This window comes from Dactylosporangium vinaceum (assembly GCF_019904175.1).
GTDB lineage: Bacteria > Actinomycetota > Actinomycetes > Mycobacteriales > Micromonosporaceae > Dactylosporangium > Dactylosporangium vinaceum.
In genome coordinates, this window is record NZ_CP061913.1 from 705,046 (window position 1) to 730,764 (window position 25,719).

Here is a 25,719-nt window from a genome sequence, read left to right on the forward strand (position 1 = left end):
TGACCAGCCAAAACGAAGGCCCGGGAGGTGCTCCCGGGCCTTCGTCGTCTCAGAACTTCGGAATGACCGCGGCCAGGGCGCTCACCACGAAGGGGCTCACGATCACCAGGCCGCTGCGCAGCTCGCCGAATGTGGTCTGGTCGATGCCCAGCAGCTTCTCCAGCTTCCCGCGCTCGTCGGCCTTGTCGACCAAGTTGTCCAGGGCGACGTCGGACAGGGGGAAGTGGCGGTCCACGAAGAGGGCGCAGCGGCGGCGGAGGGTGGTCGAGGCCGGGACGTACATGACGCCGACCACGAACGAGGCGACCGCGCCGGAGAAGAGGACGACCGACTTCGGCAGCTCGGCGCCCCAGTCGGTGGCGGCCCCGTTGACCAGTGTCACCAGGAGCACCAGGAAGCCGAGCTGGTTGAGCAGCCGGGACACCAGCTTGCGCAGGCTCAGCAGGGTGTTGAGCTGCTGGCCGGGCGAGCCGGCCAGCGGTCGGCGGGCGACGCGGTGGACCGCGCTCAGGGTCGCCGCCGACGGGAGGGCGCCGCAGATGGCGATCGCCGAGAGGGCCACGCCGCGGCTGGTCAGGCCCTGCTGGCCGAGCACGTAGGGCGTGGCCGCGACCAGGCCGACGGCGACCGCGACGGACGCGAGGACCAGGTGCAGCACCTGATACAGCCGGATCCGGTGGACGTTGCCCAGGTCCCGCCACCGCGCGGCGCCGAAGCCGAACGCCTCCCCGCTGGCCGCGCCGAGCACGGCGGCCAGGACGGCGAACAGCACCCAGCGGGGCTCGTGCTGGTGCCCCGGGCTGGTCCAGGCGATGAACGTGCCGAGGACCGCGCCGCCCAGCATGGCGAGCAGGCGCAGCTCCCCGGTGATCGTCTCCTCGGCGTCGGCGAGCGCCACGTCCTCAACTGTCGAAGCCATTGGCGCACGTTAACGCAGTTGCGCCCTCAGTCGATGAACAGCATGTTGAGGTCCTGGCCGGTCGGTGAGCGCTGGGCCAGCCAGACCGCGGCCACGAACAGGGCAGCAACGACCAGGGCCACCCGGAGGCGGGCCCGCGGGCCGCGGCTCAGGGTCGCGAACAGGACAGCGGCGACGGCGGCCAGCGGATAGGCGAACGCCAGCGCGCCCGGCCGGTACGGCACCGCGTGCGGGGCGAGCGGGATCGAGGCCAGCACCGCCACCAGCCCGCCCAGGATGACGAGGCCGCGGTAGCGCGGCGTGCGGCCGCGCTGGGTGGCGCCGACCGCGACAAGCGACAGCCCGGCCGCGAGCAGCAGGCCGACCGCCCCGGTGATCATCGAGTAGGCGCCCAGGACGAACATCGCCTGCACGGGGATCGTCACCGGCTGGTCGAGCCAGTCGAGCTGCCGGTGGAACAGCAGGCGCACCGGCACGGCGAGCACCCACGAGCCGGCCGGCCAGGCCAGCGCGAGCAGGAGCACCCGGGCCACAGTGGTCGCCGGGCCGCGCTCGACGGTGGTCGCCGGGGCCGGTGGGACCAGGCCGCGCCGGCCCGCCGCCACCCACAGGGCGGGCAGCGTCCAGGCGGCCCAGAACAGGTAGCGGCGGCGCTCGGCCGGACCGAGCTCGGCCAGGTCGGCCGCCCACTCGTCGCGCTGGCGGCGGCGGATGCCCGGCGGCAGCAGCATGCCGAGCAGGCGCACGCCCGCCCGGGGCCGGGCCGGAGCCGAGGCCGCGGTCACCACGCCGGCCTCGGGTTGGCGGTGCGGCGCCGGGCCGCCGCCGAGTCGAGGGCCGTGCGGGCCGCGGTCTCGCCCGCGGCCGTCAGCCGGTAGTAGCGCCGCCGCGGCCGGCCCGCCGCGTGCACGTCGACGTCCTCCTCGCGGCTGCTGAGCCAGCCCGCCGTCTCGAAGGCGACGAGGATCGGGTAGATGGTGCCGGGCTCCAGGCCCGCCGCGCCGGCCAGCTCCAGGCCGTAGCGCTCCTGGGCCGGATCGGCCAGCAGCGCCCGCAGCACGAGCAGGCGCGGTGTCGTCATCCGCATGTCCGTACTCTATATAGCTATTCCTAGTTCTGCATAGCCCCTACCGGGCGGCTCCGTCGAGACGCGTCCGCCGAGACCGGCCTCGGCCCTTGCCGAGCGTCTTGTCCTGACAGGCGTCGCCCGCGCCCACGGGCGGCGACGGTCCGTCAGACACAGGCATGGAGCGGAGCTATGACGCGTTCATCAGCTATGCCCGCGACGACCAGGCGGTCGTCGAGGAGCTGATCGTCACCGCCCTGGAGCGCGACGGGTTCCGAGTATGGTTCGACAAGCGGGACGCACCGGCCGGGATCTCCGTGCCGATGCTCATCGCCGACGCGCTCGACGACTGCCGGCACGTGATCGCCTGCCTCAGCGACAGCTATGTGACGCGCAACTGGACGACCCACGAGCTGACCCAGAGCGTCTACCGCGACCCGACCAGCCGCGCGGCCGGGACCATCCCCGTGCTGATCGCCCCGGTCACGCTGGAGCTGCCGGGGTATCTGGCCCAGCTGTCCCGCCTGGACCTCACCGACCCGGCCGCCTACGCCGGGGAGTACGGCCGGTTGGTGCGCCAGCTGAGCTCCAGCCGCCCGGCCGGGCCACCGGTCGACCCGGCCGAAGTGCTGAGCGCCACCGACGACGCCTTCGGCCACCCCGACGACCCGCTGCTCACCCTGTTCCACGTGCGCCGGGCGACGATCGGGCTGGCCAAGGTGCTGCACCTGCGGCACGTCGGCCCCCTGCCGCCGGACATCACCCTCGACCGGCTGATCGACGTCGTGCTGCTGTCCGCCCGGACGCCGCCGGACGCGAAGGCGCCGCTCGCCCTGCTGCACACGTTCTGCCGGCAGGCGGTGGACGGCAAGATCGACGACCCGCTGCTGACCCGGGACAGCAGCGTCCCGGCGGTCGGCGCACTCCGCATGCTCGTCGGCTGGATGTTTCCCGACCGGCCGGACCTGCGCACCGCGGAGAGCGTCTGGGCGAGCCTGCCGCTCGGCGGGGGCCTCAACGAGCGGGTCATCCCCGGCACCCCCTACCGGCTGCGCGAGCCGCGCCTGGGCGTCAACAGCCTCGGCCCGGTCCACCCCGGCCACGACGCCGACCGCCAGGAGCCGGTCGCGGTCAACCTGGTGGTGCTGCCGCAGAGCGCCGACGACCGCTTCTTCGAGGAGGCGGCCCGGTTCCGCCGGCTGAGCGGACCCAACATCATCGCGCCCCGCGACGCCGGCCGGATCGTCGTCGACGGCGAGCGGCTCGGCCTCTACCTGGTGCTGCCCACGCTTGACGGGATCGACGGGCAGGAACTGCTCGACCGCAACGGGCCACTGCCGCCCCGGGCCGCGGTCGAGCTCGCCCTGGGCATCGCGACCGCGCTGGCCGGCTTCCACACCGCCGATCCGCCGGTGGTCCATGGCGACATCAAACCCGCAAGCGCGTTCGTCGGCCGGTTCGGCACGGTCGGCGTTGTCTGCATCGGCCGGCAGGCCAGGCCGGCCGGCGCGCCCGCGCCCGCCACCGATCTGTTCGCACTGCGCGCCGTGCTGGCGTATCTGCTGACCGGTACCCCCGACGGCGGGCGCGGGCACCCGGAGGCCGAGCGCTGGTCGGCCCGGCTGGCCGGCTGCCGGACCGCGCAGGACGCCGTCCGGGTGCTGCGGGACCTGCCGCCCGGCGAGTCGCTTGCCGCAGTGGTCCGCCGGCACCTGCCCGATCTCACCGGCGACACCCGGCTGCGCCTGCTGGAGAGCACCCCGATCGCGGCCCGGGCGGCCTGGCCGCTCGGCGGCGACGCGCTCCTCGTCTGGGAGCGCGGAACCCGCACGCTGGCCGTGGTCCGCGGCGGGGAACTCGCGTGGCGCGACGACAACCCGATCCCGCTGCGCCGGGTGGCCGCCGGTTCGCGCGGGCGGTTCGCCGCCGGCGGGTGGAACGGCGCGGTCCGGTGCTTCGCCGACGGCTCCCCGGGCGCGTCGACCCGGCTCGACGGCGCCGTCGGTGACCTGGTCTACACCGATGACGGCCTGCTCGTCGGCGCGTGGAACCGGGCGCTCTGCCGAATTGCCGACGATTCGACGGTACTGCCACTGCTCGCCGTCGACCGCGGAGTCCACCGCATCGCGGTGAGTGGCCGGGCCGACCGGTTCACCGTCGCCGACCAGTCCGGCCGCCTCATCGGCTACGGGGGCGACCGGCGGGTCGACGAGATGGCCGCGCCCGAGCCGGTGCGCGACATCGCCTATGCCGGCAACCGCCTGATCGTCCTGGGTGAGGAGTCGCTGTGGGGCGTGCGGCTCGACGGCAGCCGCACCGAGCCCACGCCGGCCCCCGGCGCCTTCGCGCTGCACCGGCTCGCCGACCCCGGCCAGTGCCTGCTGCTCGCGGCCGGCAGTGGTGCGGCCGGCGCGGCGGTGACGGCCTGGCGGATCGACGAGAGCGAGCGCCGGTTGACGGCGTTCACGCTGCCGCCGGGCGAGCGGGTGCTGTCCGTCACGCCCGGCGGCGACCGGCTCACCGTGTCACGGGCGGCCGGCGGCTGTGCGTACCGCCGCGGCGATGCGGAGGTCCACGTCTGGCCGGATGCGGTGGCGGCGGCCGTGTCGGCCGACGGCCGGCTGGTGACGGTGGTCCGGCCGGAGCGGGTCGAGCTCTACGAGGACACCGCATGATGCGCGACCGGGCCGCTCTGCTCGACGCCATCGCGGCCGTCGAGCGGCTCCCCACGACCGCGGAGCACCGCCTCGTCCTGGCCGAGGCCGAGTTCCGGGTGGCCATCGCGCCCGGCACGCCGCCCGGCGAGGCGGTCGCCCGGCTGCGCCGGGCCATTCGTCACGACCCCTTCCAGCCCAAGCTGTATCTGCACCTGGGGCGGCGACTGCACCTGGACGGGCGGCCCCGGGCCGCGGTGCCGGCCTATCGCCGGGCGGTCGAGCTGGCCCCGGACAGCCGCCGGGTCCACCTGCTGCTCGCCCTGGCTCTGCTCGATCTCGACCCGGCCGCGTCCGAGCTGGGGCGGCGGCTGCTCGTCGCGCTCGCCGCCGGCGACGACGGCGAGCGGGCGGCGGTGCTGGCCGCGCTCGACGACCCCGACAACGCCGCGAAGGCGCCGATCAAGGAGCCCGTCGGGTCCACTGCGGACACGTGGCGGCCCGGGCTGCTCGCCGGGCTGGCCCGGACTCCGTCCAGCCGGCGGCACGTCGACGCGCACCTGTTCGCCGCGGCCGGCGAGGGGCCGGCCGCCTACGCCACCGCGTGCGCGCTGCTGCTCGCCGCCGTCGAGCCGGTCGAGGGCGTGCGACAGCTGCTGGCCGCCGCCGAGCTGCCGACCGGCCATCCGGCGGTGGCGATGCTGCAGGCGGCGCTCGACCTCGCCGCCGTCGCCGACCCGGTCCGCCGGCTCGACGCGATGCTGGCCGCGACCCGGCGGGGCGCGCTGCCGGCCCAGCTCGCCTGGTGGCTCTGGTACTCCCGGTTCGTCAAGGACCCGCCGCCGCTGCCGACCGCGCTGCGGCTGGTCCGGGCGGTCCCGGAGCCGGAGCTGCGGATCGCGATCCTCGACGTCTACGCGCAGCGCGCCTGGGCGGACGGGCGGTGGGACGTCGCCCGGCTGCTCTGGCAGGAGATGCACGCGCTCGACCCGCACCGGGTGCCGGTGGCGCTCAACCTGGCCCTGCACGCCGCCCGCACCCGATCGCCGGCCGAATACGGCCCGGCCTGGGAGCATCTCGCGGAGACCCTGTACCTGGCCGCAGCCGGCCTCGGCGACCTTTCGGCGCACATCGACGACCGGATCGCGCTGCACCTCGCGCTGAGCCAGCAGGCCGCCGCGGGCGCGGCCGACGACGCTGGGCCGGCGGCCTGGCTCGCCGACCGCGACGCCTTCGACGCGTGGCTGCGGGAATGGGACCTCTACTTCCTGAATCGGCGGCTGCGGTTCCGCTCGCCGGTCCACGTGCTCGGCGTCGCCCGGGACGCCCGGCCCGAGGAACTCGTCCGGGCCCACGCCCGGCTGTGCCGGCACGCGGACCGGGTGCTGCTCCCGCGCGGCTGGGCCGGCGGCGCGGTGTTCCGCGACCTGGCCCGGGCCCGCGCCGATCAGGCCCTGCGCACGGCCCACGAGCCCGACCGGCACCACGACGCGGAGCTCGCGGCGGCCGACGCACTGCTCGACGAGGCGCTGGACCGGGCGCTGCGGCTGCGCCGGGCCGGCCGGCACATCGCGGGTCTGCGCTCGGCCGCCACCCTGCCCCTGGGTGCGGCGGTGGCCGCGAGCCAGTTCGCCCTGCCGCTCGATCGGCTCACCCGGCTGTGCGCCGACCGTGGCGCGCTGGAGGGCGAGGAGACGCTGACCGGGATCTTCGGCGCCGATCTGGTCGCGGTCGCGGCCGCCTGGGACCGACCCGCGCCGGCCGGCAAGGACGAGGTCGCCGCCCGGCTGCGGGCCCTCGACGAGTGCATCGCCGCCGCGCCGGACCTGGTCGCCCTCCGGCTGCACCGGTGCCGGCTGCTGCAGTCGGCGGGCCGGGACCGCGACGCGTTCGCGGCGGCCGCCGAGGTGCTGGCCGGCCCCTGCGACGGCCTCGACGAACTGGTCGCGGCCGTCCGCGCCGGCTTCACCCCCGAGCAACGAGCACATCTGCCGCGGAGGTCCTGAATGTTCATGGTCGAGCTCGACGCCGACTCCTACTACAGCCTGCTCGGCGTCGACCCCAACGCGACGCCGGCCGCCATCCGCAAGGCCCGCGACAACCTGATCAAATCGCTACGCGACCGGGCCCGGCAGGAGCCGGCGAGCCGCGAAGAACTGACCGCCCGGCAGCGGCAGGTCAACGCGGCCGGCCGGACCCTGACCGCGCCGGCTGAGCGGCAGCAGTACGACCGGGAGCACGCGCACCTGCGGCTGTTCACGATCCGCGCGGCCGCTGCGCCGATGTTCACCGACCCGCAGGACCGCCTGGATGCGATATACCGGGCGATCAGCGACCATCTCCGGCGGCTGGGGGCACCACTCCCACCGCTGTCCGACCTGGACCGCACCGACTTCAGCGCCGACCTGACCCTGACGCCGCTGCTGGACGGCCGGGGATGAACCGCGAGCGGCTCGAGCAGATATCGGCCCTCCTGGAAGAGGTCGTCGAGGGCAACACCGCGCTGGTGAGCGACGTGCGCGGGATGGGCGCCGAGCTCAGCGCGCTGCGCGGCGACTTGGACGCGGGTGCCGGCTTCCGTGCGCGTCAGGACCTGTGCCGCGAGCTCGTCGGGCCGCTCGGCGCCATCGAGGCCATGGTGGACCGGGCCGACCTCGGCGACACCGCGGTCGTCGCCGGGCACCTGCGGGGCCTCGCGGCCACGCTGCGCGGGGTGATGACCCGGATGGGTGCCGAACCGGTGCCGGTCGTCCCCGGTGCCGACCGCTTCGACCCGGCCGTCCACCGGTGTGTCGAGGTCGTCGCGCCGGCCGACTCGCCGTTTCCCGCCGCCCCGCCGCACACCGTCGTGCGCGTCGTCGAGGACGGCTACACGCTCGACCGCCGCCAGATTCTGCCGGTGCAGGTGGCGATCCAGGCCGCAACGACCCGGCGCCAGCCGGACTGAGGAGGGTCACCATGCCGTTCCACAAGGTCATCGGGATCGATCTCGGCACGACGTATTCGGCGGTGTCCATCTGGGACGGCCGGGAGACGACGGTGATCGAGACGCCGTTCGGCACCCGCACAGTGCCGTCGGTGGTCGGACTGGACTCGGAGGGCCAGGTGATCGTCGGCGCACCCGCCCAGAACAACCTGGTGCTGGACCCGGAAAACACGATCATCGAGGTCAAGCGCGAGATGGGCGCCTACGAGCGGGAGCCGCGCGACGCCGACGATCCGGGCGTGCCGCGGACAGTGCGCTTCCGCGGGCGCGACTACCTGCCGCAGGAGATATCGGCGTTCATTCTCATCGAGCTCAAGCGGCAGGCGGAGCAGTACGTCGGCGAGCCCATCCACGACGCTGTGATCACTGTGCCGGCGTACTTCAAGGAGCCCCAGCGCGGGGCCACCGAGGACGCCGCGATGATGGCGAAGCTGAACGTGCGGCGGCTGCTCAACGAGCCGACCGCGGCCGCCGTCTGCTTCGGCGCGGACAAGCTCGAGGACGAGGGCGTGCACACCTACGCGGTCTACGACCTCGGCGGCGGCACATTCGACGTGTCGATCATCCAGGTCAGCCCAGGCAATGTCAGCGTCGTCGGCACCGGCGGCGACCCACGCCTCGGCGGCGGCGACTTCGACGACCTGATCGTCGCCCACGCGCTTGACGAGATCCGCAACCGCCACGGCGTCGACCTGCACAACGACATCAAGGTGCGGCAGCGCATCAAGCGCGAGGCCGAGGTGCGCAAGCGGGAGCTCTCGGTGGCCGGCGCGGCGACGCTGAACCTGCCCTACCTCACGCCGACCGTGAGCGCCAACGTGACGATCACCCGGGCCCGGTTCGAGGAGCTCATCCGGCCGCTGCTCGATCGCTCGCTGCAGTGCCTGGACGAGGCGATCGAGTCGGCCGAGCAGAGCAATGGCGTCGAGCGCCGGGAGATCGAGCAGGTGCTGCTCGTCGGCGGCTCGACAAAGATCGCCTGCATCAAGGCGATGCTCGCCGAGCACCTGGGGCTGGAGCTGCGCGACATCCGCAGCGACATCAGCCCGGACGAGGTGGTGGCCCGCGGCGCCGGGATGGTGGCCCGGGAGTTCGCGCCGTCGGAGCGCTACACCGGGCGGGAGCTGGCGGTCGGCCCGCAGGCCGGGGACGAGCCGGTGCCGGAGGTATCGGTCGGCATCGAGCTGTAGGACGTTACCAGTCACACGCTCGGCATCCTGGCCAACCGGTCGGACTTCATCCCGATCCTGCCCAAGGAGAGCCGCATCCCGGCCGAGGCGATGCAGGACAACTTCATCAACGGCGACGCGTACACCAGCGTCGACGTGCTCATCTTCCAGGGCGAGGAGAGGGTGGCGTTCGACAATACGCTGATCGGCAAGGTGCCGATCGAGCTGCCCGAGGCCCGCGAGCGCGGGTACTACAAGTTCGCCGTCACCTTCAGCCTGGATCAGAACGGCCTGCTCGGCGTCGAGGTCAAGTGCCTCAACGACAACCAGATCTGGCGCACCGAGCTGGTGTGCCGGGTGCGCATGAGCGAGCAGCAGCTCAAGGTGCGCGGCGACGAGGCGGAGCGGGCGATGCTGCCGAAGCCGCCGGCGCGCCCGCGCCCGGTCGCCATCCCTTCCCCGCCGGAGGCGACCCCGGCTGACCACCGGCGCATCGTGCAGCGCTCGTTCAAGGTGCTCGGGCAGCTCGGCCCCGACGAGCAGGCGCGGCTCCTGGCGCCCTACAAGGCGTACGTCGAGGCCGTGGAGGCCGGCGCGGAGGATCTGGAGGACCTGGCCGACGCTCTCGAGGACGCCTTCCACGCCGTGCGCCGGCCGGCATGACCGGACCCGTGACCGGACGAGGGCCCGGCGGGGCCACGCTTACCACCCCGATCGGGCCGACCGACCGGGGCGTGCTGTGGCGGGCCGAGCGGGACCGCCCGGGCGACCGCATCGTGCGCCTGGTCGATCCGCGGTTCTGCGACGACCGGTTCCGCGACACGCTGCGCCGGCTCCGCGAGCGCCCGCACCGCCAGGCCGTGCGGATCGTCGCCGAGGGCTGGTCCGAGGCCGGCTACGCCGTCGAATACGCGCTCGACGGCCCGATGCGGACGCTCGGCGAGCGGCTGGCCGACTGTCCACGGTGGACCGACCGGCTGCGGCTGCTCGGACGCCTGTGCGACGCGCTCGCGCAGTGGCAGCGCGACCCGCAGCTGCACCCCGGCGTCGGCCGGCACAACCTGGTGTTCGCGGCCGACGCCGCCACGGTCTACTTCCTGCCCTGCCCGGCCTTCACCCTCGCCGCCCCCGACGACCTGTTCGGCCTCGACGCGCAGACACTTGCCGCGGTCGCGCCGGAGACCGTGCGGGGCGTGCCGCTGCACCGGCCCGCGCAGGACCGCTACGCCCTCGGCACGCTCGCCGCCCAGGCGATCGGGTGCCGCCCGTCGCGTCTGGCGGTCGACGACGCCGAGCGGATCGAGGCCCAGGCCCGCGGCGCGCTGCTCGGCACCGCCGAGGACATCGAGCCGTTCCTGCTGGGCACGCCGCCGCTGGTCCGGCTCATCGACACCATCGGGCGTTACCGGCATCCGGTGCCGGAGGCGCGGCCGGTCGGCGTCGGGCCGCTACGCACCGCGATCGACGGGGCCGCCGACCCGCTCGCGTTGGCCCGGGAGCTGATGGCGGCCGCACCGGACCGGGCCCTGGAGGTGCTGACCTGGGCCGGTGACGACTCGCTGGAGGCGCTGCGCCTCGCCGCCGGCATCTGCGGGCAGCGCGGCGACCACGAGGGTGCCCTGGAGCGGCTCGACCGGGCCGTGCGGCTGCGGCCCGACCGGCTCGACCTGCGTCGCGAGCGCATCGCCGCCCTGGAGCACCGCTGCCCGTCGCCGCGGTGCGCCGACCTGATCGCCGACCTCGAGTACGTCGACCAGCGCGACCCGCAGCCGGACTTCGGCCGGATCCGCCGCATCGCCGCGGAGTGGCGCCATCTCGACGACCGGCACGCCGAGGCCGAGGCCCTGTACCGGGCCATCGAGCGCGACGGCACCGACTTCGAGCTGATGTACCGCTACGGCGAATGCCTGTGCTTGATCGGCACGAGGGCCGACGTCGAGGACCTGGTGCGGCTGGCCCGGCTCCGCATCGCCGGCGTCGGTCGGGCGGGCCGGCTCAGCGAGGAAGGGAGGCTGCAGTGGCACGGCCGATTCGACGCGCTGCTCGACTGCTCACCGCCGCAGGGGTGACGGCGATCCTGCTCGCGACCCCGGTGCCGGCCCGGGCCGCTCCCATGCCGTCGGCACCGGTCGGCGGCACCATCCAGGTGCCCCTGCCGGCCGGCACCGCGCTGCCGCCGGGCACCTACGAGGTCGTCATCAGCGGCAACGGCGCGAAGGTGGCCACCACGGTGACCGTCACGCCGGCGCCGGCCGGGGACGGCGGTGTGCCGGGCGGGCTCCTGTTCGCGGTCGGGCTTGTCGTGCTCGTCATGGCCGCGGTCGTGGTGCTGCTGCGGTTCCGGCGGCCACCCGGTGACCCGGCTCCGGCCCCGGCGGCGCCGGTCGCCGCGGGGCCGACGGTCCTCGACGCGTACCACGCGGCGGTCCGGTTGGTCGACGCCGGGCGCTACCACGAGGCGCTGCCGCGGCTGACCCGCATCGAGGCCGGGCTGCCGGAGGGGCTCCGCACCGAGGCCGGGTTCTTCATCGCGTTCTCGCTCTACCAGACCCTGTACCTCGACGAGGCCGAGCATCGCCTGGCCGCGCTGCATCGCGAGGACCCGGACGATGCCGACGTCGCCGAGCTGCTGGCCCGGCTGCGGGTGCAGCGCCGCGACTTCGACGGCGCCGAGCCGGTGCTCGAGGGCCTGGCCCGGCAGCGTCGGCTGACGAGCGGCGGGCGGAAGTTGTACAGCATCGTGGAGTACCAGCGCGCCCTCAACGCCCTTCGTGAGGGCAACATCGACGCCGCCGCCACCCTGTTCGAGCGGGTCGAGCGGCTGGGGGATCTGCGCGACCGGGTCCCGGCCGACCTGCGCAACCGCCACGTGCTGCTCGGAGCCCGGGCCCTGGTGGAGAAGGACGTCACCACCGCCCGGTCGCACTTCGAGCGGCTCGAGGACGTCGCCGGGACGCTGCCGGCCGAGCGCCGCGGCGATCTGCTCGCGGCGGCCAAGCTCGGCCGGGGCCTGGCCGCGTGGATCGACGGTGCACTGCCCGACGTCGAGCGGCTCCTGGCCGAGGCGATCCGGACGATCGATCCGGCCGCGCCGCTGGAGGCGGACTGGCCGCCGGACATCCGGGCCGACACGCTCGCCGAGGACATCGCCGCACTCGACGCGGGCCCGGACGGGAGGGCCGACGCCGCAGTCGACACCCGGCGCGTCCTGCGCGACATGCACTTCGTCCGCGGCCTCGCGGCGCTGCGGGCCGGCGCCGGAGACGCCCGCCGGGCGGCCCTCGTCCGGTTCGCCTGCGCGCGGCGGCTCGACCACACCTTCGCCGACGTGTACCTCGTGGTCGGCCTCCTGTCGTTCCGGCTGGGCGACGAGCAGGTCCGGCGGCACGGGCTGGCCGCACTGCGCGAAGCGCGCAAGCGCGGGGCCCGCGACCCGAAGCTGATCCGGATCCTCAACCGGTACGACACCCGCCCGGACGCCGGACCGCTGGCCCAGATGGAGATCATCGAGTCCTACGCCGACGACCCGGGCGTGCCCGCGGCGGTCCGCGAGGAGCTGCTGCGCCGGCTGGCCCAGCTCGGCCGGCGCCGGGACAGCGACCAGCGGCCCGACCTGGCCGCCGCGGCGCGCAGCGAGCCGACGGTCGCCGAAGTCGCCCAGCGGGCCGAGCTGCTCCTGGCCCGGGTCCGTCAGTTGGAGGGGGCCGGTGTCTCCGTCGCGGCGGCCCAGCGCGCGGCCGACGAGCTGGCCGGCGCCAGCGCGCTGCTGGCCGCCCAGGCTCGCGCGGTCGAACGCAGCGAGGCCGCCGTCCTCACGCTCATCGGCAACGCCATGCTCGACGACACCAGGGGGTGGACTTCATGACCCGACCCGCAAGGCTGACACCCGCGGCCTGCCTGGCCCGGCTGCCCGAGCCGGTGCTCGAGATCGACGAGGACGACAACCCGCTCGACGACCTCCGCGCGGTCGAGCTGCGCCGTTCGGTGCTCGCCATCGCCGGGCTCGACCACGTGAGCGAGATGCGCCTGGTCGACGAGTTCGCCGCGCGGGAGCGGGCGACATGACGGGCATCGCAACGGCGCGCGACGATGAGGACGACGACGACCGGTATCGGGGCATCGCGTTCGAGCTGAGGCGCACGGGGGAGGCGGGGCCCGAGACGGTGCCGCCGGCCGAGAGTGAGATCGACAGACGGCTGCGCCGGGCCCGGCAGCGGCTCGACGACCGGGATCACCAGGCGGCGCTGGCCCTCGTCATCGAGGCGCTGCGGCTGGACCGCCGCCATCCCGGTGCCCACCTGTTGCAGGCCGAGTGCCTGCTGGCCGGGGACGAGCCGGCCCGGGCCCTGGAAGCCGCGCAGACGGCCCGGGGGCACGACGGCGACGCGGCGCTGACCGAGCGCATCGACGCCGTCGTCGCGCGGTGCCGGGCGGCGATCGCGGCCGATGCCCTCGAGGCGGCCCGGGCCTGCCTGCGGCGCGGGGACCACCGGCGGGCCCTGGACCACCTGAGCCGCGTGCCGGACGCGTCGGCCGACGTCCTCACCTACGCGCGCGGCGACCGGGCGCTGGACCCGGCGCGGCTGGAGGCGGTCCTGCGCTGGCTCACCCAGGAGGAGCTGGCCGCTGCCCGCCAGGCGCTGGCCGACCAGCAGTACGACCGGGCGCGCCGGGAGTGCGGGGCGGCCGCGAAGATCGATCCGCGGGGCCGCCAGTGCGCACTGCTGGGGGCGACGGCGCTGCTGGGCCTCTACTACACCGCCGTCGCGCAGGATCAGCCGCCCGCCCTGGAGACGCTGCAGCGGACCCTGCGGCAGGCGGCCGAGCTCGCCCGGAAGGCCGCCGACGACGAGACGCTGCGCCACGAACTCGCCCCCGTGCAGCGTGACATCCAGGCGCGGCTGCGCACTGTTGCGGAGGCGCTGGTCCAGCGGGCCGCCTGGCGGGAGATCAAGGCGCTCGCCGACCGCTACCGCGGGGTCATGGACGCCTACGACCGCATGGTGACCTCCGTGCAGGCCGGCAACATCCGCGCCTCCCTGGCCCCGATCGCCATCGAGGTCGGCCGGCTGCGCGAGGTGCACCCGCCGGCCTCGCCCGAGGGCGAGACGCTGCGCAAGCTCGCCGAGGCCATCGCCCGTGTCATGCACAACCTCCGCTGATCAAATGGGCCGGACCGGGCCGTGGCCGTCGGCGATCATGGCGGCCAGGGCGGCGCGGGGTGGCAGGGAGCCGGGGAGGGTGCGGGCGGCGATGGCGCCGGTGGCGGTGGCGGCGGCGAAGGAGGTGCCGCTCCACTTCGCGGCGCCGGTGAAGGGGGTCGTCTCGCCGTTGATGTCCACGGCCGTGTCGAAGTAGGCGCCGACGACGTCGACGCCGGGTGCGGCGTACCTGATCCACGGCAGGCTCGGGGACCAGGCCGGGACGGCGCCGGCGCGGTCCACGGCGCCGATCGCCACGACCGGTGGGATCGCAGCCGGCCACGCCGCCGAGTGCCGGTCGTGGCCCCTGGTCAGCACCTCGAGCTCGCCGTGGTTGCCGGCCGCGGCGACGACGAGCACGTGCGGGCCGAGCCGCTCGATCGCGCGGGCGATGACGAGCGGCGGGCCGCCGGACGCGGTGAAGCAGCCCAGCGAGAGGTTGAGGATGTCCAGCTCGTGCTCGGCGGCGAGGGCGACGATCGCCCGGGCGGTGTCCCACGAGCTGGCCTTGCCGTCCTGCGGGTTCAGCACCGGGTGCTCGACGATGTGGGCCGCCGGCGCCTCGGCCGCGATGAGGCTGCGCACGAACCCGGCGTGGCCGGCCCGGTAGGGGATCGGGACCACGCCCGCCGCCGGCCTGGTGTCCACGATGCCGATGCGCACGCCCTGCCCCACGTGCGGGCCGGCCGGTGTGGGCAGGTCGGCGACGTCGGCCGGCTCCGGCGGTCCGCCGTCCATCGGCTTGTGGCTCTCGCCGATCACGCCGTACATGTCGCGGTTGCGCCCCATAGTCGGGGTCCAGCCGTCGCGCTCGCGGGCACAGCGCTGCTGCAGCAGGGCCAGCACCTCGCCGACGTCGAGCGGGACGCTGCCGTCGGTGAGGCCGGCGAGCCGGACGAGGCCGAGGCGCTCGTCGCGGTCACTATCGGCAATCGGGTTGTAGCCGATGCCCAGGGGCCTCAGCATTTCCTCGACGACCTCGAGGTGCAGCAGGTCGACCACGAGCTCGTCCGGGTTGTCAGCCATCTGCAAAGCCATAGCCGACAGAGTCACAGAGGGAGCCGGTGATACAACCGCATCACCTGTTGGTGGACGCCGCCGCCGCGCTGGCCGCCGTCGACCGCGACCCCGGCAGCGGATTGCCGCTGGCCGAGCGGGCCGCGCGGCGGGCGGTGCGGGCCGGGCACGCGGCCGCGGCGTCGACGGCCGAGCGGGCCTGGGGGCACGCGCTGCTGCACCGGGGCGACCTGGCCGGGGCGGTACGGCACCTGGGCCGGGCCGTCGCCTGGGGCACCCGGGCCGGCTCGCCGGAGCTGACCGCCGAGGCGCGGCACAAGCTCGCGTTCGCCGTGCTCCAGCGCGGGCGGCCGCAGGCGGCGCTGCGCGAGGTGGACGCGGCCCTGCCCGACCTGACCGGCGTGGCGGCGGCGCGGGCCCGGGCCCAGCGCGGCATCGTGCTGCACAACCTCGGGCGGCTGGACGAGGCCCTGGGCGAGTACGACACGGCGCTGCGGGTGCTGCGGCGGGAGGACGACCGGCTGGGCGTGCAGCGGATGCTCATCAACCGCGCGCTGGTGCACGCCGACCGGCACGCGTTCGCCGCGGCCGCGCGCGACCTGGCCGAGGCCGAGCAGCTGGCCCGGGAGCTGGGGCGGCCGCTGACGATCGGACTCATCGCCAACAACCTGGGGCTGATGGAGACGCTGCGCGGGGACGTGCCCGCGGCGCTGCGCCACCTCGACCGGGCCGAGCGGATCATCGGCGCGCACGGTGCCCAGCTCGGCACCCTGCACCAGGACCGGGCCGAGCTGCTGCTGTCGGCCGGCCTGACCGCCGAGGCGCGGCTGGCCGCCGAGCGGGCCGTCTCGACATACCGCCGCGAGCACCGCCACCTGAAGGTGCCCGAGGTGCAGCTCCTGCTCGCGCAGGCCGAGCTGCTGGCCGGTGACCCGGGCGCGTCCGGGCGCCACGCGGCCGCCGCGCGGCGGGGCTTCCGGGCCCAGGACCGGGCCGCGCACGCCGAGCTGGCCCGCCTGCGCCTCCTGCAGGCCCGGGTGGCCGGCGGAGCCCGGCCCCGGGTGCCGGCCGCGGTCCTCGACGCCATGCTGGCCACCCTCGCCACCGCCGGCTGGCCGGGCGCGGCCACCGACGCCGCACTTGTCGCGGCCGGGCTGGTGGCCGACGGGCGGCCCTACCTCGCGCGGGCCGCGGCGGCCGCCCGGAGCCGGGGGCCGGCGCTGGTGCGGGCCCGCGGCTGGTATGCCCGGGCGCTGCAGTGCCGGGCCGCCGGCGACGGGCCGGGCACGCTCGCCGCGACCCGGGCCGGGCTGCGCATCCTCGACGAGCACGGCTGGGCCATGGGCGCCACCGACCTGCGGGTGCACGCCGCCGCGCACCGCGCCGACCTGGCCGCGCTCGGGCTGGAGACGGCGCTGGCGACCGGGCGGGCGGCGGCGCAGCTGGAGTTCTCCGAGCGGGCCCGGGCCAGCCGGCTGCCCGCCACCCCGGTGCGACCGCCTGACGATCCGGTGCTGACCGAGCTGCTGGCCCGGCTGCGCGCGGTCACCCGGGAGCTGGCCGAGCGGCCCGGCGCGCGGCTGCTGGCCCGGCAGGCCGCCCTGGAGCGGCGGATCCGCGACCGCAGCCGGCACGTCACCGGAGGCTCAGCCGGGGCCGCCGACCGGCCCGCGTCCGCGCGTGCGCTCGGGAGCGCTCTGGGGGAGTGGGGGCTTGTCGAGTACACCCGCAGCAATGTCATCACGATCGTCGACGGGCGCATCCGGGTCCGCCCGCTCGGCGAGATCGGGGACCTGGTCGACCGGATCACCTTCGCCGCCACCCGGCTCGACCACCCGGCGACGGCCGCACTGCTGAAGGACGCGGCCGCGCGGCTCGACGCCCGGCTGCTCGGCCCGCTGCCGGAGGTGCGGGGGCGGCCGCTCGTCGTGGTGCCGACCGGGCCGCTGCACAGCCTGCCGTGGTCGCTGCTGCCGTCCTGCGCGGGCCGTCCGGTGACGGTGGCTCCGTCGGCGACGCTCTGGCTGCACGCCCACGCCCGGGCGGCCGGTGGTGGGCCGGTGGTCGCGGTGGCCGGGCCCCGGCTGACGGCGGCCGCACCGGAGGCGGAGGCGGTCGCGGCACTGCACGGGGGTACCGCCCTGACCGGCGCCGCGGCGACCGTGGAGGCGACGCTCGCGGCCCTCGGCACCGCCGGGCTCGTGCACCTGGCCGCCCACGGCCGCCTGTCCGCCGACAACCCGCTCTTCTGCGACATCGCCCTCGCCGACGGGCCGCTCGTCGTGTACGACGTCGAGCGCCTCCCGCGGGTCCCGCACACGCTTGTCCTGGCCGCGTGTGCGAGCGGGCGCCCGGTCGTGCGCACCGGCGACGAGCTGATGGGCCTCGGCGTGGCGTTCCTGGCCCGCGGCGCGGCCCAGCTCATCGCGCCCGTGCTGCCGGTGCCGGACCTGAGCACCCGGCCGCTGATGATCGCCTTCCACCGGGGCCTGGCCGCCGGGCGCGCCCCGGCCGCGGCGCTCGCCGACGCCGCGCTGCGCCACCCCGAGGCCGCGGGCTTCGTCTGCATCGGCGCCGGTTTTCGTTAAGTTCGCGCCGCTTCGGCCGATCGGGGCAGGGTGGAGCCGGGACGGCGGGATGCGTGACGTGGTGGCCGCCGCGCTGAGCCGCGGCGCGCTCGAGGGCCGCAGCACCGCCGTGCTGCTCGTGGGCCTGGAGCCGGCCGCCGGTGCCCCCAGCGACGGCGACTTCAGCGAGCGCATGCGCCGCAGCGTGCTGCGCGACGATCCGGTCGGGCGCTTCGGCGACGAGTACGCGGCGGTGCTCTGCGACATCCGCAGCGTCGACAACGCCGAGGCGGTCGCGCGCCGCATCGCCGTGGCCGGGCCCGCGCGGATCGGGATCGCGGTGGCCGCGCCGGGGGAGTACGAGGCCGACGACCTGCTGCGCCGGGCCGCACTCGCGCTCGAGGAGGCGCGCAGCCGGACCGACGGCGCCCCGTGGGCCTGTTACGAGCCGAGCATGACGGGTGGCTCGCCGCTCGAACAGGAGCTGCGGGAGGCGATCCGCAAAAGCCAGTTGCGCCTGTTGTACCAGCCCATCGTCGCGCTTCCCGATGGCGACCTCGCGGGCGTGGAAGCCCTGGTCCGCTGGGCCCATCCCGGCCGCGGAACCCTGGACCCGGACGCCTTCATCCCGCTGGCCGAGCGCATCGGCGTCATCGGCGACCTGGGCCGGTGGGTGCTGCGCGAGGCGTCGGCCCAGGCCGCCCGCTGGCAGCGGCGCCTGCCCGCCCTGCAGCTGAACGTGAACGTCTCCCCGCGCCAGCTCGACGAGGACGGCTTCGCCGCCCAGGTGCTCGCCATCCTTGACGACACCGGCTTCTTCCCCGGCAACCTCGTGCTGGAGGTCACCGAGGGCGCGGTGATCGGGGAGCGGGCCTCGGTCGCGCAGCTCGCGGTGCTGAGCAACGCCGGCATCCGCATCGCGCTCGACGACTTCGGGACCGGGTACTCGTCGCTGCGGTACCTCGCCCGCCTCCCGGTCGACGTGCTCAAGCTCGACCGGCTCTTCGTCGCCGAGCTGGACGGCACCTCCCGCGGCGGGGCGGTCGCCCAGGCCGTGCTGCGCCTCGGCCAGATCCTGCACCTGGACACGGTGGCCGAGGGGGTGGAGAGCGAGGCCCAGGCCCGCGAGCTGACGATCCTCGGCTGTCACAAGGCGCAGGGCTTCCACTACGCGCACCCGCTCACCCCGGCTGACCTGCAGCGCTGGCTTCCGGCCGGGGATCTGTCGCGATACGAGGCCGAGATCTGGGGCCCGGAGGTGTGATACTGCACGGGCCATGGGTGCCCATTTACGATTCCGTCTCGGATCAGCGCTCCTCGCGGCTCTCGTAGCCGGGGTGGTGGCCACCGTACTGCCGTCGCTTCCGGGCGCGATCGTGCTCATCGCCGCCGCCGCGGCCGCCGGGGCACTCCTCGGCTGGCCGGGCGCCGTTGTCGGCCTGGGGCTGGCGGTGCTCGTCGAGGGCACCGCGGCCCGGGTGGCGGTCGGGCTGGCCGGCATCCTGCCGTGGGCCGCGATGCTGGCCTGGCGGCGCTACCTGGCGTTCACCCGGGCCCGGCGGGCGGCCCGGGTCGACCTCGACGCGACAATGGAGTTTCCCCGCGCGCCGCTGCCCATCCTGGTCGCCGCGCTCACCCAGGAGTGGTCGGCCCGCACCGGGATCGGCGTGATCCTGCACAGCGCCGGCCTCGACGACGACCCCGGCGACGACCCGGCCGGGCGCGAGCTGAGCTGGGTCCTGCGCGAGGCGCTGCGCAACGTCGCCGCCCACGCCCGCGCCTCGACGGTGGCGGTGACGCTCCAGCGCGACGCGTCGGGCCTGACGCTGGAGGTGCGCGACGACGGCGCCGGGTTCGTGGTGCCCGACGTCTTCGACGGCTTCGGCGGGCTGCTCGGCATGCAGGAGCGGGCCCGGGCGGCCGGCGGCCGGCTGGAGGTCTGGTCGCGCCCGGGCGGCGGCACCCGGATCACGGTGACCGTCGCGGCGGCCGGTGTCGTGCGCATCGGCGGGCCGACGTGGCGGGTCCGGCTCGGCGCGGGGCTGGCGGCTGCGGCGGTACCACTGCTGCTGGTGGCTCTGATGCCCACGCCGGACGGCCGCAACACGCCGTTGGCGGCCGGTGAGACGGGCGTGCCGTTCGACCCGAACGCGACCCGAGGCCCGGCGACACCGCTGCCGGCCACCTCGGGAGCTCCCGCGCGATCGGCGGCGCCGGCGCGGACCCCGCCGGCACGGACCTCATCAGCACCGAGCACAGCCGCCAGCGCCCCGGCGCCACCGCCGCCCGCGACGGAGGGCACCGGCACCGCCCTGGCCGAGCAGCGGACCTGCCGGGTGGCGTACGTGAAGCGCAGCGAGTGGAGCCCCGGCTTCGTCGCCGACGTGACGCTCACCAACCTGGCGGCGACGCCGGTCTCCGGCTGGACGCTCCGGTTCGACTTCACGGCCGGCCAGAAGGTCACCACGTCCTGGAACGGCGTGGTGACGCAGAACGGCCCGACGGTCACGGTGGCGCCGCCGGGTGACCGCCCCTCCCTGGCCGCCGGGGCGTCGCTGACCATCGGCGTGCAGGGCACGTGGCAGGGCACCAACCCCAGCCCGGCGTCCTTCACGCTCAACGGCGCGGCCTGCTCCTAGGCGTGGCGCTCCTCGTAGGCCTGGCGTGAACCGCAGACCGAGGCGCGGCTGCACGAGCAGCGGGAGCCGTCGGCGTCCATGCGCACGATGACGGAGTCGCGGGGCACGCTGTGGCCGCCGACGCGGCCCTCGCCCTCCGGGTGCTGACCCGCGCGCCCACGGCCGGGGCGGTGGCCTGGAACTGCGAGTAGAGCGGGTGCCTTCACTTTATTTTGAGCAGTTCACAGCCTAATATGGCCCTATGGCAACTACTAGCCGCGTCAAGAGTGCCGCCAGGCGCCGCGCCATGAAAGCTTCGGCGCCCGCCGCAACAGCGCTTCGAGCGGTGCTGTATCTGCGCATGAGCATGGACAGGACCAATGAGGGCGCGGGCCTGGAACGTCAGGAGCAGGCGTGCCGGGCGCTGGCGCTGGCGCGAGGGTGGGAAGTGGTTGCCGTGGTTGACGACACGATTTCGGCAACCACAACGCGACTCGGAGATCGAGCGGGCTGGCAACGCGTAGTCCGGATGGTCGAGGAGAGCGAGGCCGATTTGATCGTCGCCTGGCACCTTGATCGGGTAACCCGTTCGATGAAGGACCTGGAGTCCCTGATCGAGTTGGCAATGGATCGGGACATCGGACTCGCAACAGCCACCGGGGATATCGACCTCACCACGGACATCGGCCGCATGGTTGCTCGGATCTTGGCGGCCGTCGCGTCCGCCGAGACCGAGCGAAAGGCCGAGCGGCAGGTACTTGCCAACGATCAGCGGATAGCCGCCGGTAGACCTCAGTGGATCCGGCGACCGTTCGGCTACGAAATGGACGGCACTCTACGCGAGGAAGAGGCGGCGGCTTTGCTGAGGGCATACCACGAAGTGCTGGACGGTAAGGCCCTCACGACAATCGCTCGCGAGTGGAACGAGGCCGGCTTCACCACATCGGCGCCGGATTCAGGGATGGCCCGGTCGCGAACCGACCGCAAGCGGAACTATGACCCTTCGGGGCGCTGGACGAATGTGGCTGTACGGCTCCTGCTGCGCTCGCCGCGCAACATGGCGAAGTCGACGCTGTATGGAGCGATCGTTGGCGAGGGGACGTGGTCGCCGGTCGTCGATGAGATGACCTGGCGCGCAGTGGAACGCAAGCTCGCCGATCGGGAGAGGCCGGACTCGTCCTGGGGCAGGTTGGCAAATCTCCTGTCTGGTATCGCGATTTGCTCGGTCTGCGGCGGATCCATGGGTGCATCCCGACGCGGCCAACAGAACACCGGCATCTACGTTTGTAAGGGTAGAGCGGGCCAGGCTGAAATTGGACGAGGGCACTGCTCGATCCCGGTAGACTTCGCCAACCAGCAGATCGTCTGCCGCCTCGTCGCGCGAATGAAGGTCATGGGGCGCGTTGCGTTCCGATTGCACCCGCGCGTTACTGAAACAGCCCCCCTGATGGAACGAAAGGGCGAGATTAAGAAGCTCATGGCCGAGCTGGTTGAGGACCGAACGGCCGGCCTGATTGACCGTGCAGCTCTGCTCGCCGGCACCGCACGACTACGGGCGGAGCTAAGCGACATCCATGGCGCATTGGCGGCAGAAAATTACCGCGAGCGCAAGGGATCGACACCGAGGCAGCCTATGAAGAGTTCGGCCAACTCGATCTTGGTGAACGGCGCACCATCTTGCGAGATGCCTTCGAATCCATCGTAGTGGTCCCGCGCGGCAAGGGCCGACCACGGCGGGGCGAGTCTGCTTGGCAGGCGGAGCTCATACAGACTGAGTTCACAACAGGCTGGTCGATGGACGCTACCGCCCGCAATGGTCAACGGCTGTCGTAAGCCAGCCTCGGCACGCTGTGTCCCACAACGCAATCACACCCGCGGGCGTCGTCGCGCGACTTCCATGATCCATCGGAACTTGTCTTAGCCGTGGCGCTCCTCGTACGCCTGGCGGGAGCCGCATACGGAGGCCCGGCTGCACGAGCAACGAGATCCGTCAGCGTCCATCCGGACGGTGACCGCGTCGCGGGGGACGCTGTGGCCGACCACGCGCCCGTCGCCGTCCGGCGTCGACACCCGCGCGCCAACCGGCGGCGCAGTGGCCTGGAAAGAAACGTACAAAGGGTGCTCGTACTTCAGGCAGCACATCAGCCGGCCGCAGGCGCCGGAGATGCGCAGCGGGTTGAGCGGCAGGTCCTGGTCCTTGGCCATCCGGATGGTGACCGGCTCGAAGTCGTTGAGGAACGTCGCGCAGCACAGGTCGCGCCCGCAGGAGCCGATGCCGCCCTGCACCCGGGCCGAGTCGCGGGCCGAGAGCTGCCGCAGCTCCACCCGGCAGTGCAGTGTCGCGCCGAGATCGCGCACCAGCGAACGGAAATCCACCCGATGGGGGGCGGTGAAGTAGATGGTCGTCCGCGCGCCCTGCCCGCCCGCGGAGTCCAGCACGTGATCTACTGCGACGACCTTCATCGGCAGCTCGTGGTCGCGGATGAGCCGCTTGGCCGCCACCTTGGCCTCGGCCTTGCGCTTGCGCAGCAGCTCGTCGCGGCGCAGGTCGTCGTCGGCGGCCATGGCCACCAGGCGCGGGAAGCCCTCGGTCTCGTCGGTGACCCACTGGGCGGCCCAGACGCACTCGGCCACCTCGGGCCCGTCGTCAGTCGGCACCAGCACCCGGTCGCCCACCGCGGGCCGCAGCTCGCCCGGGTCGAAGTAGAACAGCCGCCCGTAGCGATTGAAGCTCACCGCGCACAGCATGCCCATGCGGATCACAGTAACGCGGGTCACGCCGAGCGCCTACGCCTCGCAATGAGATGGACGGGTAAGTCAGGAAAAGTCCGACTCGACACTTTTGAGCGACCCCGTACCTATCTCGTCGCTTTCGTCGTTACTAGTGCGGATGAGCCCGTAAAAATGGGCGTAACTCCGGCCGGGAAGGCGTCGTTGGGCGCAGCAGTGGCACGCCCTTGCAGGTCGTGTTCCCCGCTTCTCCCCGGTCTCGGAGGACCTCATCGCCATGACAGCTGTAGCTTCCGCGCGCCCAAAATCGGCCCGATACCTCGCCGTCCTCGCTGCGGCGGGGGTGCTCGGAGCAGTGAGCCCGGTCGCGTTAGCGGCACCCGCGGCGGCGGGTGCGGCGGAGAGCTCCGGCTGCCCGAACGGCTTCGGCGCCACCGCCGCCGCCAACACCCTCGCCGTCGGCGGCCTGGATCTGCGCGGCATCGGCATGGACACGCCCCCGCTGCCGGAGCTGCGCGCGGCCACCGCCCACGCCGGGTTCGCCGGCGGTCCTTCCCGGGCGGCGGCGGACGCGCGGTACATCCAGAGCAGCGGCGTGCTGCCGCCGGGGCTGATCGGGCCCAGCGCGTATCAGCAGGCGCCGCCTCCGCACGAGAACCCGGCAACGGTCCCCGTCCCGGGCGTGGACCTGGGCGTCCTCACCGCCGGCGCGGGCGGCCTCAAGGCCCACGCCACCTGGGATGACGCCACGAAGTGCACGGCGTCTGCGGGCCCGCAGGCCACGGCCGACGCCCGCCTCGGCGGCCTGGCGATCCTGCCCGCCCGCGGCGGCCGCGCGCTGCTGCGCTTCGGCGCCATCTCGAGCAGCACGGACACGGGCGTCGCCGCCGTCGACGGGAAGTCCGCGGCCAAGGCGACAGCGACCGGCAGCATCGCCGACTTCGCGCTCCTGGCGGGCGGCCCGTCGCCGATCTCGGTCCGTGTCGTCAGCCCGCCGAGCCTCACGGTGGCCGCCGGGGCGAAGAAGACTGTCGAGTACAAGGCGCCGGTTGTGGAGGTACGCATCCCGGGCCGCGACGTGCTGAAGGCCGACTCGGCCGGCTCCCACATCGACGTGGTCGTCCCGGTCGACGGCAACTCCCGCACGGAGGCCGCGGAGCTGGCCCAGGCCGAGAACCTCCCGCTTGTCGGCTCGGTCCCGCTGCTCGACCTGCTGGGCGGCGCGACGAGCGCCCTGTCCGGCTCGCTGGCCGGCGCGACCGCCGTCCCGGAGTCGCTGCTGGAGGGCCTCCTGCCGGGCCTGCCGGTGGTGGGCGGCGGCCAGTCGACGGTCCGCAACACCGAGGGCCGCTCCGGCCACCCGGCCCGCGCCGTGGTGCTGCGCGTGGAGCTCGGCTCGCTGGAGAAGCAGTCGAACGCGACGGGCCTGTACGCGAAGGCGTACTCGATCCGCGTGAAGCTCATCGTCCGCACGAAGTGGAAGACCGGCGGCTACGGCGACCAGGCCGACCAGGCCACGATCCTGGACCTGGGCGTCTGCGCCCTGGAAGCCGCCGCCGCCGCGCCGTCCGCGAACGGCTACGGCACGGGCGGCCACTCCCACGGCGGCTACGGCGGCGTGAGCGGCGGCACCGGCGGCGGCGACACGCTGCCGGTCACGGGCCCCCGCGCGGCAATCGTCCTGGGCGCCGGCCTCCTGCTCCTCGTGGCCGGCCGCATGTTCGTCATCCTGTCCCGCCGCCGCTCCACCACCTGACCGCCGGCCCTTCCGAGAACCCCTTCGCTGCCCGTGCAGCCTCCCGCCAAGAGGCTGCCCGGGCGGCGTTTTTCTTTCCGGAACGCGAAAAGCCGCCCCTGTAAGGCGGAAGCGGTGGTGGTGAGCGCCTGACGGTCAGGCGTTGGGGGTCCGGCGCAGGACGGCGGCGAACTCCAGGGCGGCCGAGGCCATGCGCTGGGCGCCGGTGATGGCGTCCTTCCAGTCGCCGTTCATGCCGGAGCTGAACTCGACCTGGACGTCGCCGTCGTCGATCAGCAGGATTGGGTCGCCCTCGTCGTTGGTGATCGTGGTCGTGATGGCGCGCAGATCCAGGGAGACGGCCGGGCTCAGTTCCTCGTCGTGGTCCAGCATCGCGCGTGCCTCCCGCGGTCAGGTGGGGTGTGGCGTCCGTGCGGCTCGCAGCAAAGGGGACGGGCGCCACACCCCGGATCTGGGAGCGCGAAGCCCTGACCGCCCAGCCGGGGCCCCGCGCTGAGCAACATAGTAGCCGTGCGGCCCTAAGGCCACAATACTCGCTGCCGATTGACATTCGTATGGTCGCCAGCATGATCTCCCGGAGCTCCGGCCTGTCGTTGTATCGGCAGGTCGCGGACGCGATTCGGCAACAGATCATCAGTGGTGAGCTGCCGCCCGGGAGCCTGCTGCCCTCGGAGAAGTACCTGGCCGAGGAGCACGACGTCGGCCGCGACACCATCCGTGACGCCATGGCCCACCTGCGCAGCGAGGGCCTCGTCGAGAGCAAGCGCGGCTACCGCAGCCGGGTGCGCTCCCTCCAGCCGCGCGAGCGGGTCTGGCTGCACCCCGGCGAGATGGTGACCGCCCGCATGCCCACGCCGGCGGAGAAGAAAGAGCACAGCATGCAGGAAGGCGTGCCGGTGCTCGTGGTCGGCGACAAGGCCTACCCGGCCGACCGCTACGAGTTCGGCCCCGCCGAAAGCTGAGCTCGACCCGGGGTAACGCGCATCACGCGTAAATGAGTTGTTCCTCGCCGCCCGCGAACCGATGCTTGTAGCAA

20 protein-coding genes and 2 pseudogenes are annotated in these 25,719 nt (G+C 74.2%); 15 read left to right on the forward strand and 7 right to left on the reverse strand.

Annotated features, from left to right (window positions below; genetic code table 11):
* Window positions 1-49: 49 nt before the first annotated feature.
* The 3 genes from Dvina_RS03230 to Dvina_RS03240 are packed head-to-tail and all read right to left on the reverse strand — an operon-like array spanning window position 50 to window position 2,006.
* Entirely contained in the window at window positions 50-919 is an 870-nt protein-coding gene (locus Dvina_RS03230) for a hypothetical protein (RefSeq protein ID WP_223100879.1), read from the reverse strand.
* A gap of 26 nt (window positions 920-945) precedes the next feature.
* Window positions 946-1,707, reverse strand: a complete 762-nt coding sequence (locus Dvina_RS03235) for a hypothetical protein (RefSeq protein WP_223100880.1) — start codon at window positions 1,705-1,707, stop codon at window positions 946-948.
* Window positions 1,701-2,006: a PadR family transcriptional regulator gene (locus Dvina_RS03240; RefSeq protein ID WP_246655995.1), complete on the reverse strand. Its 306-nt coding sequence runs from the start codon at window positions 2,004-2,006 to the stop codon at window positions 1,701-1,703. Before Dvina_RS03240 ends, Dvina_RS03235 begins: the two co-directional genes overlap by 7 nt.
* 158 nt (window positions 2,007-2,164) lie before the next feature.
* Between Dvina_RS03240 and Dvina_RS03245 the strand changes: the two genes are divergently transcribed.
* From Dvina_RS03245 to Dvina_RS03290, 9 genes and pseudogenes are all read left to right on the forward strand, one after another.
* On the forward strand, window positions 2,165-4,660 hold the full coding sequence (locus Dvina_RS03245; protein ID WP_223100881.1) for a TIR domain-containing protein: 2,496 nt from the start codon (window positions 2,165-2,167) through the stop codon (window positions 4,658-4,660).
* A complete protein-coding gene (locus tag Dvina_RS03250; RefSeq protein WP_223100882.1) occupies window positions 4,657-6,645 on the forward strand; it encodes a tetratricopeptide repeat protein in 1,989 nt (662 codons plus the stop codon). Before Dvina_RS03245 ends, Dvina_RS03250 begins: the two co-directional genes overlap by 4 nt.
* Window positions 6,646-7,080, forward strand: a complete 435-nt coding sequence (locus Dvina_RS03255; RefSeq protein ID WP_223100883.1) for a J domain-containing protein — start codon at window positions 6,646-6,648, stop codon at window positions 7,078-7,080.
* Window positions 7,077-7,586, forward strand: coding sequence for a nucleotide exchange factor GrpE (gene grpE / locus Dvina_RS03260; RefSeq protein WP_223100884.1), 510 nt, complete (start codon window positions 7,077-7,079; stop codon window positions 7,584-7,586). Before Dvina_RS03255 ends, grpE begins: the two co-directional genes overlap by 4 nt.
* A gap of 11 nt (window positions 7,587-7,597) precedes the next feature.
* Window positions 7,598-9,457: pseudogene (locus Dvina_RS03265) on the forward strand (Hsp70 family protein).
* 8 nt (window positions 9,458-9,465) lie between these two features.
* Window positions 9,466-10,863 carry a hypothetical protein gene (locus tag Dvina_RS03275; RefSeq protein ID WP_223100886.1) on the forward strand — a complete coding sequence of 466 codons (1,398 nt, stop codon included), beginning with the start codon at window positions 9,466-9,468 and terminating at the stop codon, window positions 10,861-10,863.
* Window positions 10,860-12,659 (forward strand): tetratricopeptide repeat protein, encoded by a 1,800-nt coding sequence (locus tag Dvina_RS03280; RefSeq protein WP_223100887.1) that lies wholly within the window; start codon window positions 10,860-10,862, stop codon window positions 12,657-12,659. Before Dvina_RS03275 ends, Dvina_RS03280 begins: the two co-directional genes overlap by 4 nt.
* Window positions 12,656-12,859: a hypothetical protein gene (locus Dvina_RS03285; protein WP_223100888.1), complete on the forward strand. Its 204-nt coding sequence runs from the start codon at window positions 12,656-12,658 to the stop codon at window positions 12,857-12,859. Before Dvina_RS03280 ends, Dvina_RS03285 begins: the two co-directional genes overlap by 4 nt.
* On the forward strand, window positions 12,856-13,956 hold the full coding sequence (locus Dvina_RS03290; protein WP_223100889.1) for a hypothetical protein: 1,101 nt from the start codon (window positions 12,856-12,858) through the stop codon (window positions 13,954-13,956). The genes Dvina_RS03285 and Dvina_RS03290 overlap by 4 nt, the downstream gene beginning before the upstream one ends.
* On the opposite strand, the gene Dvina_RS03295 is transcribed toward Dvina_RS03290, so the two are convergent.
* Entirely contained in the window at window positions 13,957-15,021 is a 1,065-nt protein-coding gene (locus Dvina_RS03295; RefSeq protein ID WP_223100890.1) for a S8/S53 family peptidase, read from the reverse strand.
* Window positions 15,022-15,059: 38 nt separating this feature from the next.
* Between Dvina_RS03295 and Dvina_RS03300 the strand changes: the two genes are divergently transcribed.
* The 3 genes from Dvina_RS03300 to Dvina_RS03310 all read left to right on the forward strand — a co-directional run bounded on the left by Dvina_RS03300 (window position 15,060) and on the right by Dvina_RS03310 (window position 20,218).
* The gene (locus Dvina_RS03300; protein ID WP_223100891.1) at window positions 15,060-17,600 is read left to right on the forward strand and encodes a CHAT domain-containing protein; all 2,541 of its coding nucleotides are present in this window, start codon (window positions 15,060-15,062) and stop codon (window positions 17,598-17,600) included.
* Window positions 17,601-17,649: 49 nt separating this feature from the next.
* The gene (locus Dvina_RS03305) at window positions 17,650-18,843 is read left to right on the forward strand and encodes a putative bifunctional diguanylate cyclase/phosphodiesterase (RefSeq protein ID WP_223100892.1); all 1,194 of its coding nucleotides are present in this window, start codon (window positions 17,650-17,652) and stop codon (window positions 18,841-18,843) included.
* 73 nt (window positions 18,844-18,916) lie between these two features.
* Window positions 18,917-20,218 carry a cellulose binding domain-containing protein gene (locus Dvina_RS03310; protein WP_223100893.1) on the forward strand — a complete coding sequence of 434 codons (1,302 nt, stop codon included), beginning with the start codon at window positions 18,917-18,919 and terminating at the stop codon, window positions 20,216-20,218.
* On the opposite strand, the pseudogene Dvina_RS53995 reads toward Dvina_RS03310, so the two are convergent.
* Window positions 20,215-20,417 (reverse strand): annotated as a pseudogene (locus Dvina_RS53995) (regulatory iron-sulfur-containing complex subunit RicT); the annotation flags it as partial. The gene Dvina_RS03310 and the pseudogene Dvina_RS53995 overlap by 4 nt on opposite strands.
* 42 nt (window positions 20,418-20,459) lie before the next feature.
* Here Dvina_RS53995 and Dvina_RS03315 point away from each other — a divergent pair.
* The gene (locus Dvina_RS03315) at window positions 20,460-21,902 is read left to right on the forward strand and encodes a recombinase family protein (RefSeq protein ID WP_223100894.1); all 1,443 of its coding nucleotides are present in this window, start codon (window positions 20,460-20,462) and stop codon (window positions 21,900-21,902) included.
* Window positions 21,903-22,114: 212 nt separating this feature from the next.
* On the opposite strand, the gene Dvina_RS03320 is transcribed toward Dvina_RS03315, so the two are convergent.
* Window positions 22,115-22,951 carry a PSP1 domain-containing protein gene (locus Dvina_RS03320; RefSeq protein ID WP_223100895.1) on the reverse strand — a complete coding sequence of 279 codons (837 nt, stop codon included), beginning with the start codon at window positions 22,949-22,951 and terminating at the stop codon, window positions 22,115-22,117.
* Between the two features lie 331 nt (window positions 22,952-23,282).
* Here Dvina_RS03320 and Dvina_RS03325 point away from each other — a divergent pair, with 331 nt between their 5' ends.
* On the forward strand, window positions 23,283-24,683 hold the full coding sequence (locus tag Dvina_RS03325) for a hypothetical protein (RefSeq protein ID WP_223100896.1): 1,401 nt from the start codon (window positions 23,283-23,285) through the stop codon (window positions 24,681-24,683).
* Between the two features lie 135 nt (window positions 24,684-24,818).
* Here the strand turns inward: Dvina_RS03325 and Dvina_RS03330 are convergent, their stop codons facing one another.
* Window positions 24,819-25,055 carry a hypothetical protein gene (locus Dvina_RS03330; RefSeq protein ID WP_223100897.1) on the reverse strand — a complete coding sequence of 79 codons (237 nt, stop codon included), beginning with the start codon at window positions 25,053-25,055 and terminating at the stop codon, window positions 24,819-24,821.
* A gap of 194 nt (window positions 25,056-25,249) precedes the next feature.
* On the opposite strand from Dvina_RS03330, the gene Dvina_RS03335 reads away from it, so the two are divergent.
* Window positions 25,250-25,645, forward strand: coding sequence for a winged helix-turn-helix domain-containing protein (locus tag Dvina_RS03335; protein WP_246655996.1), 396 nt, complete (start codon window positions 25,250-25,252; stop codon window positions 25,643-25,645).
* Window positions 25,646-25,719: the final 74 nt, after the last annotated feature.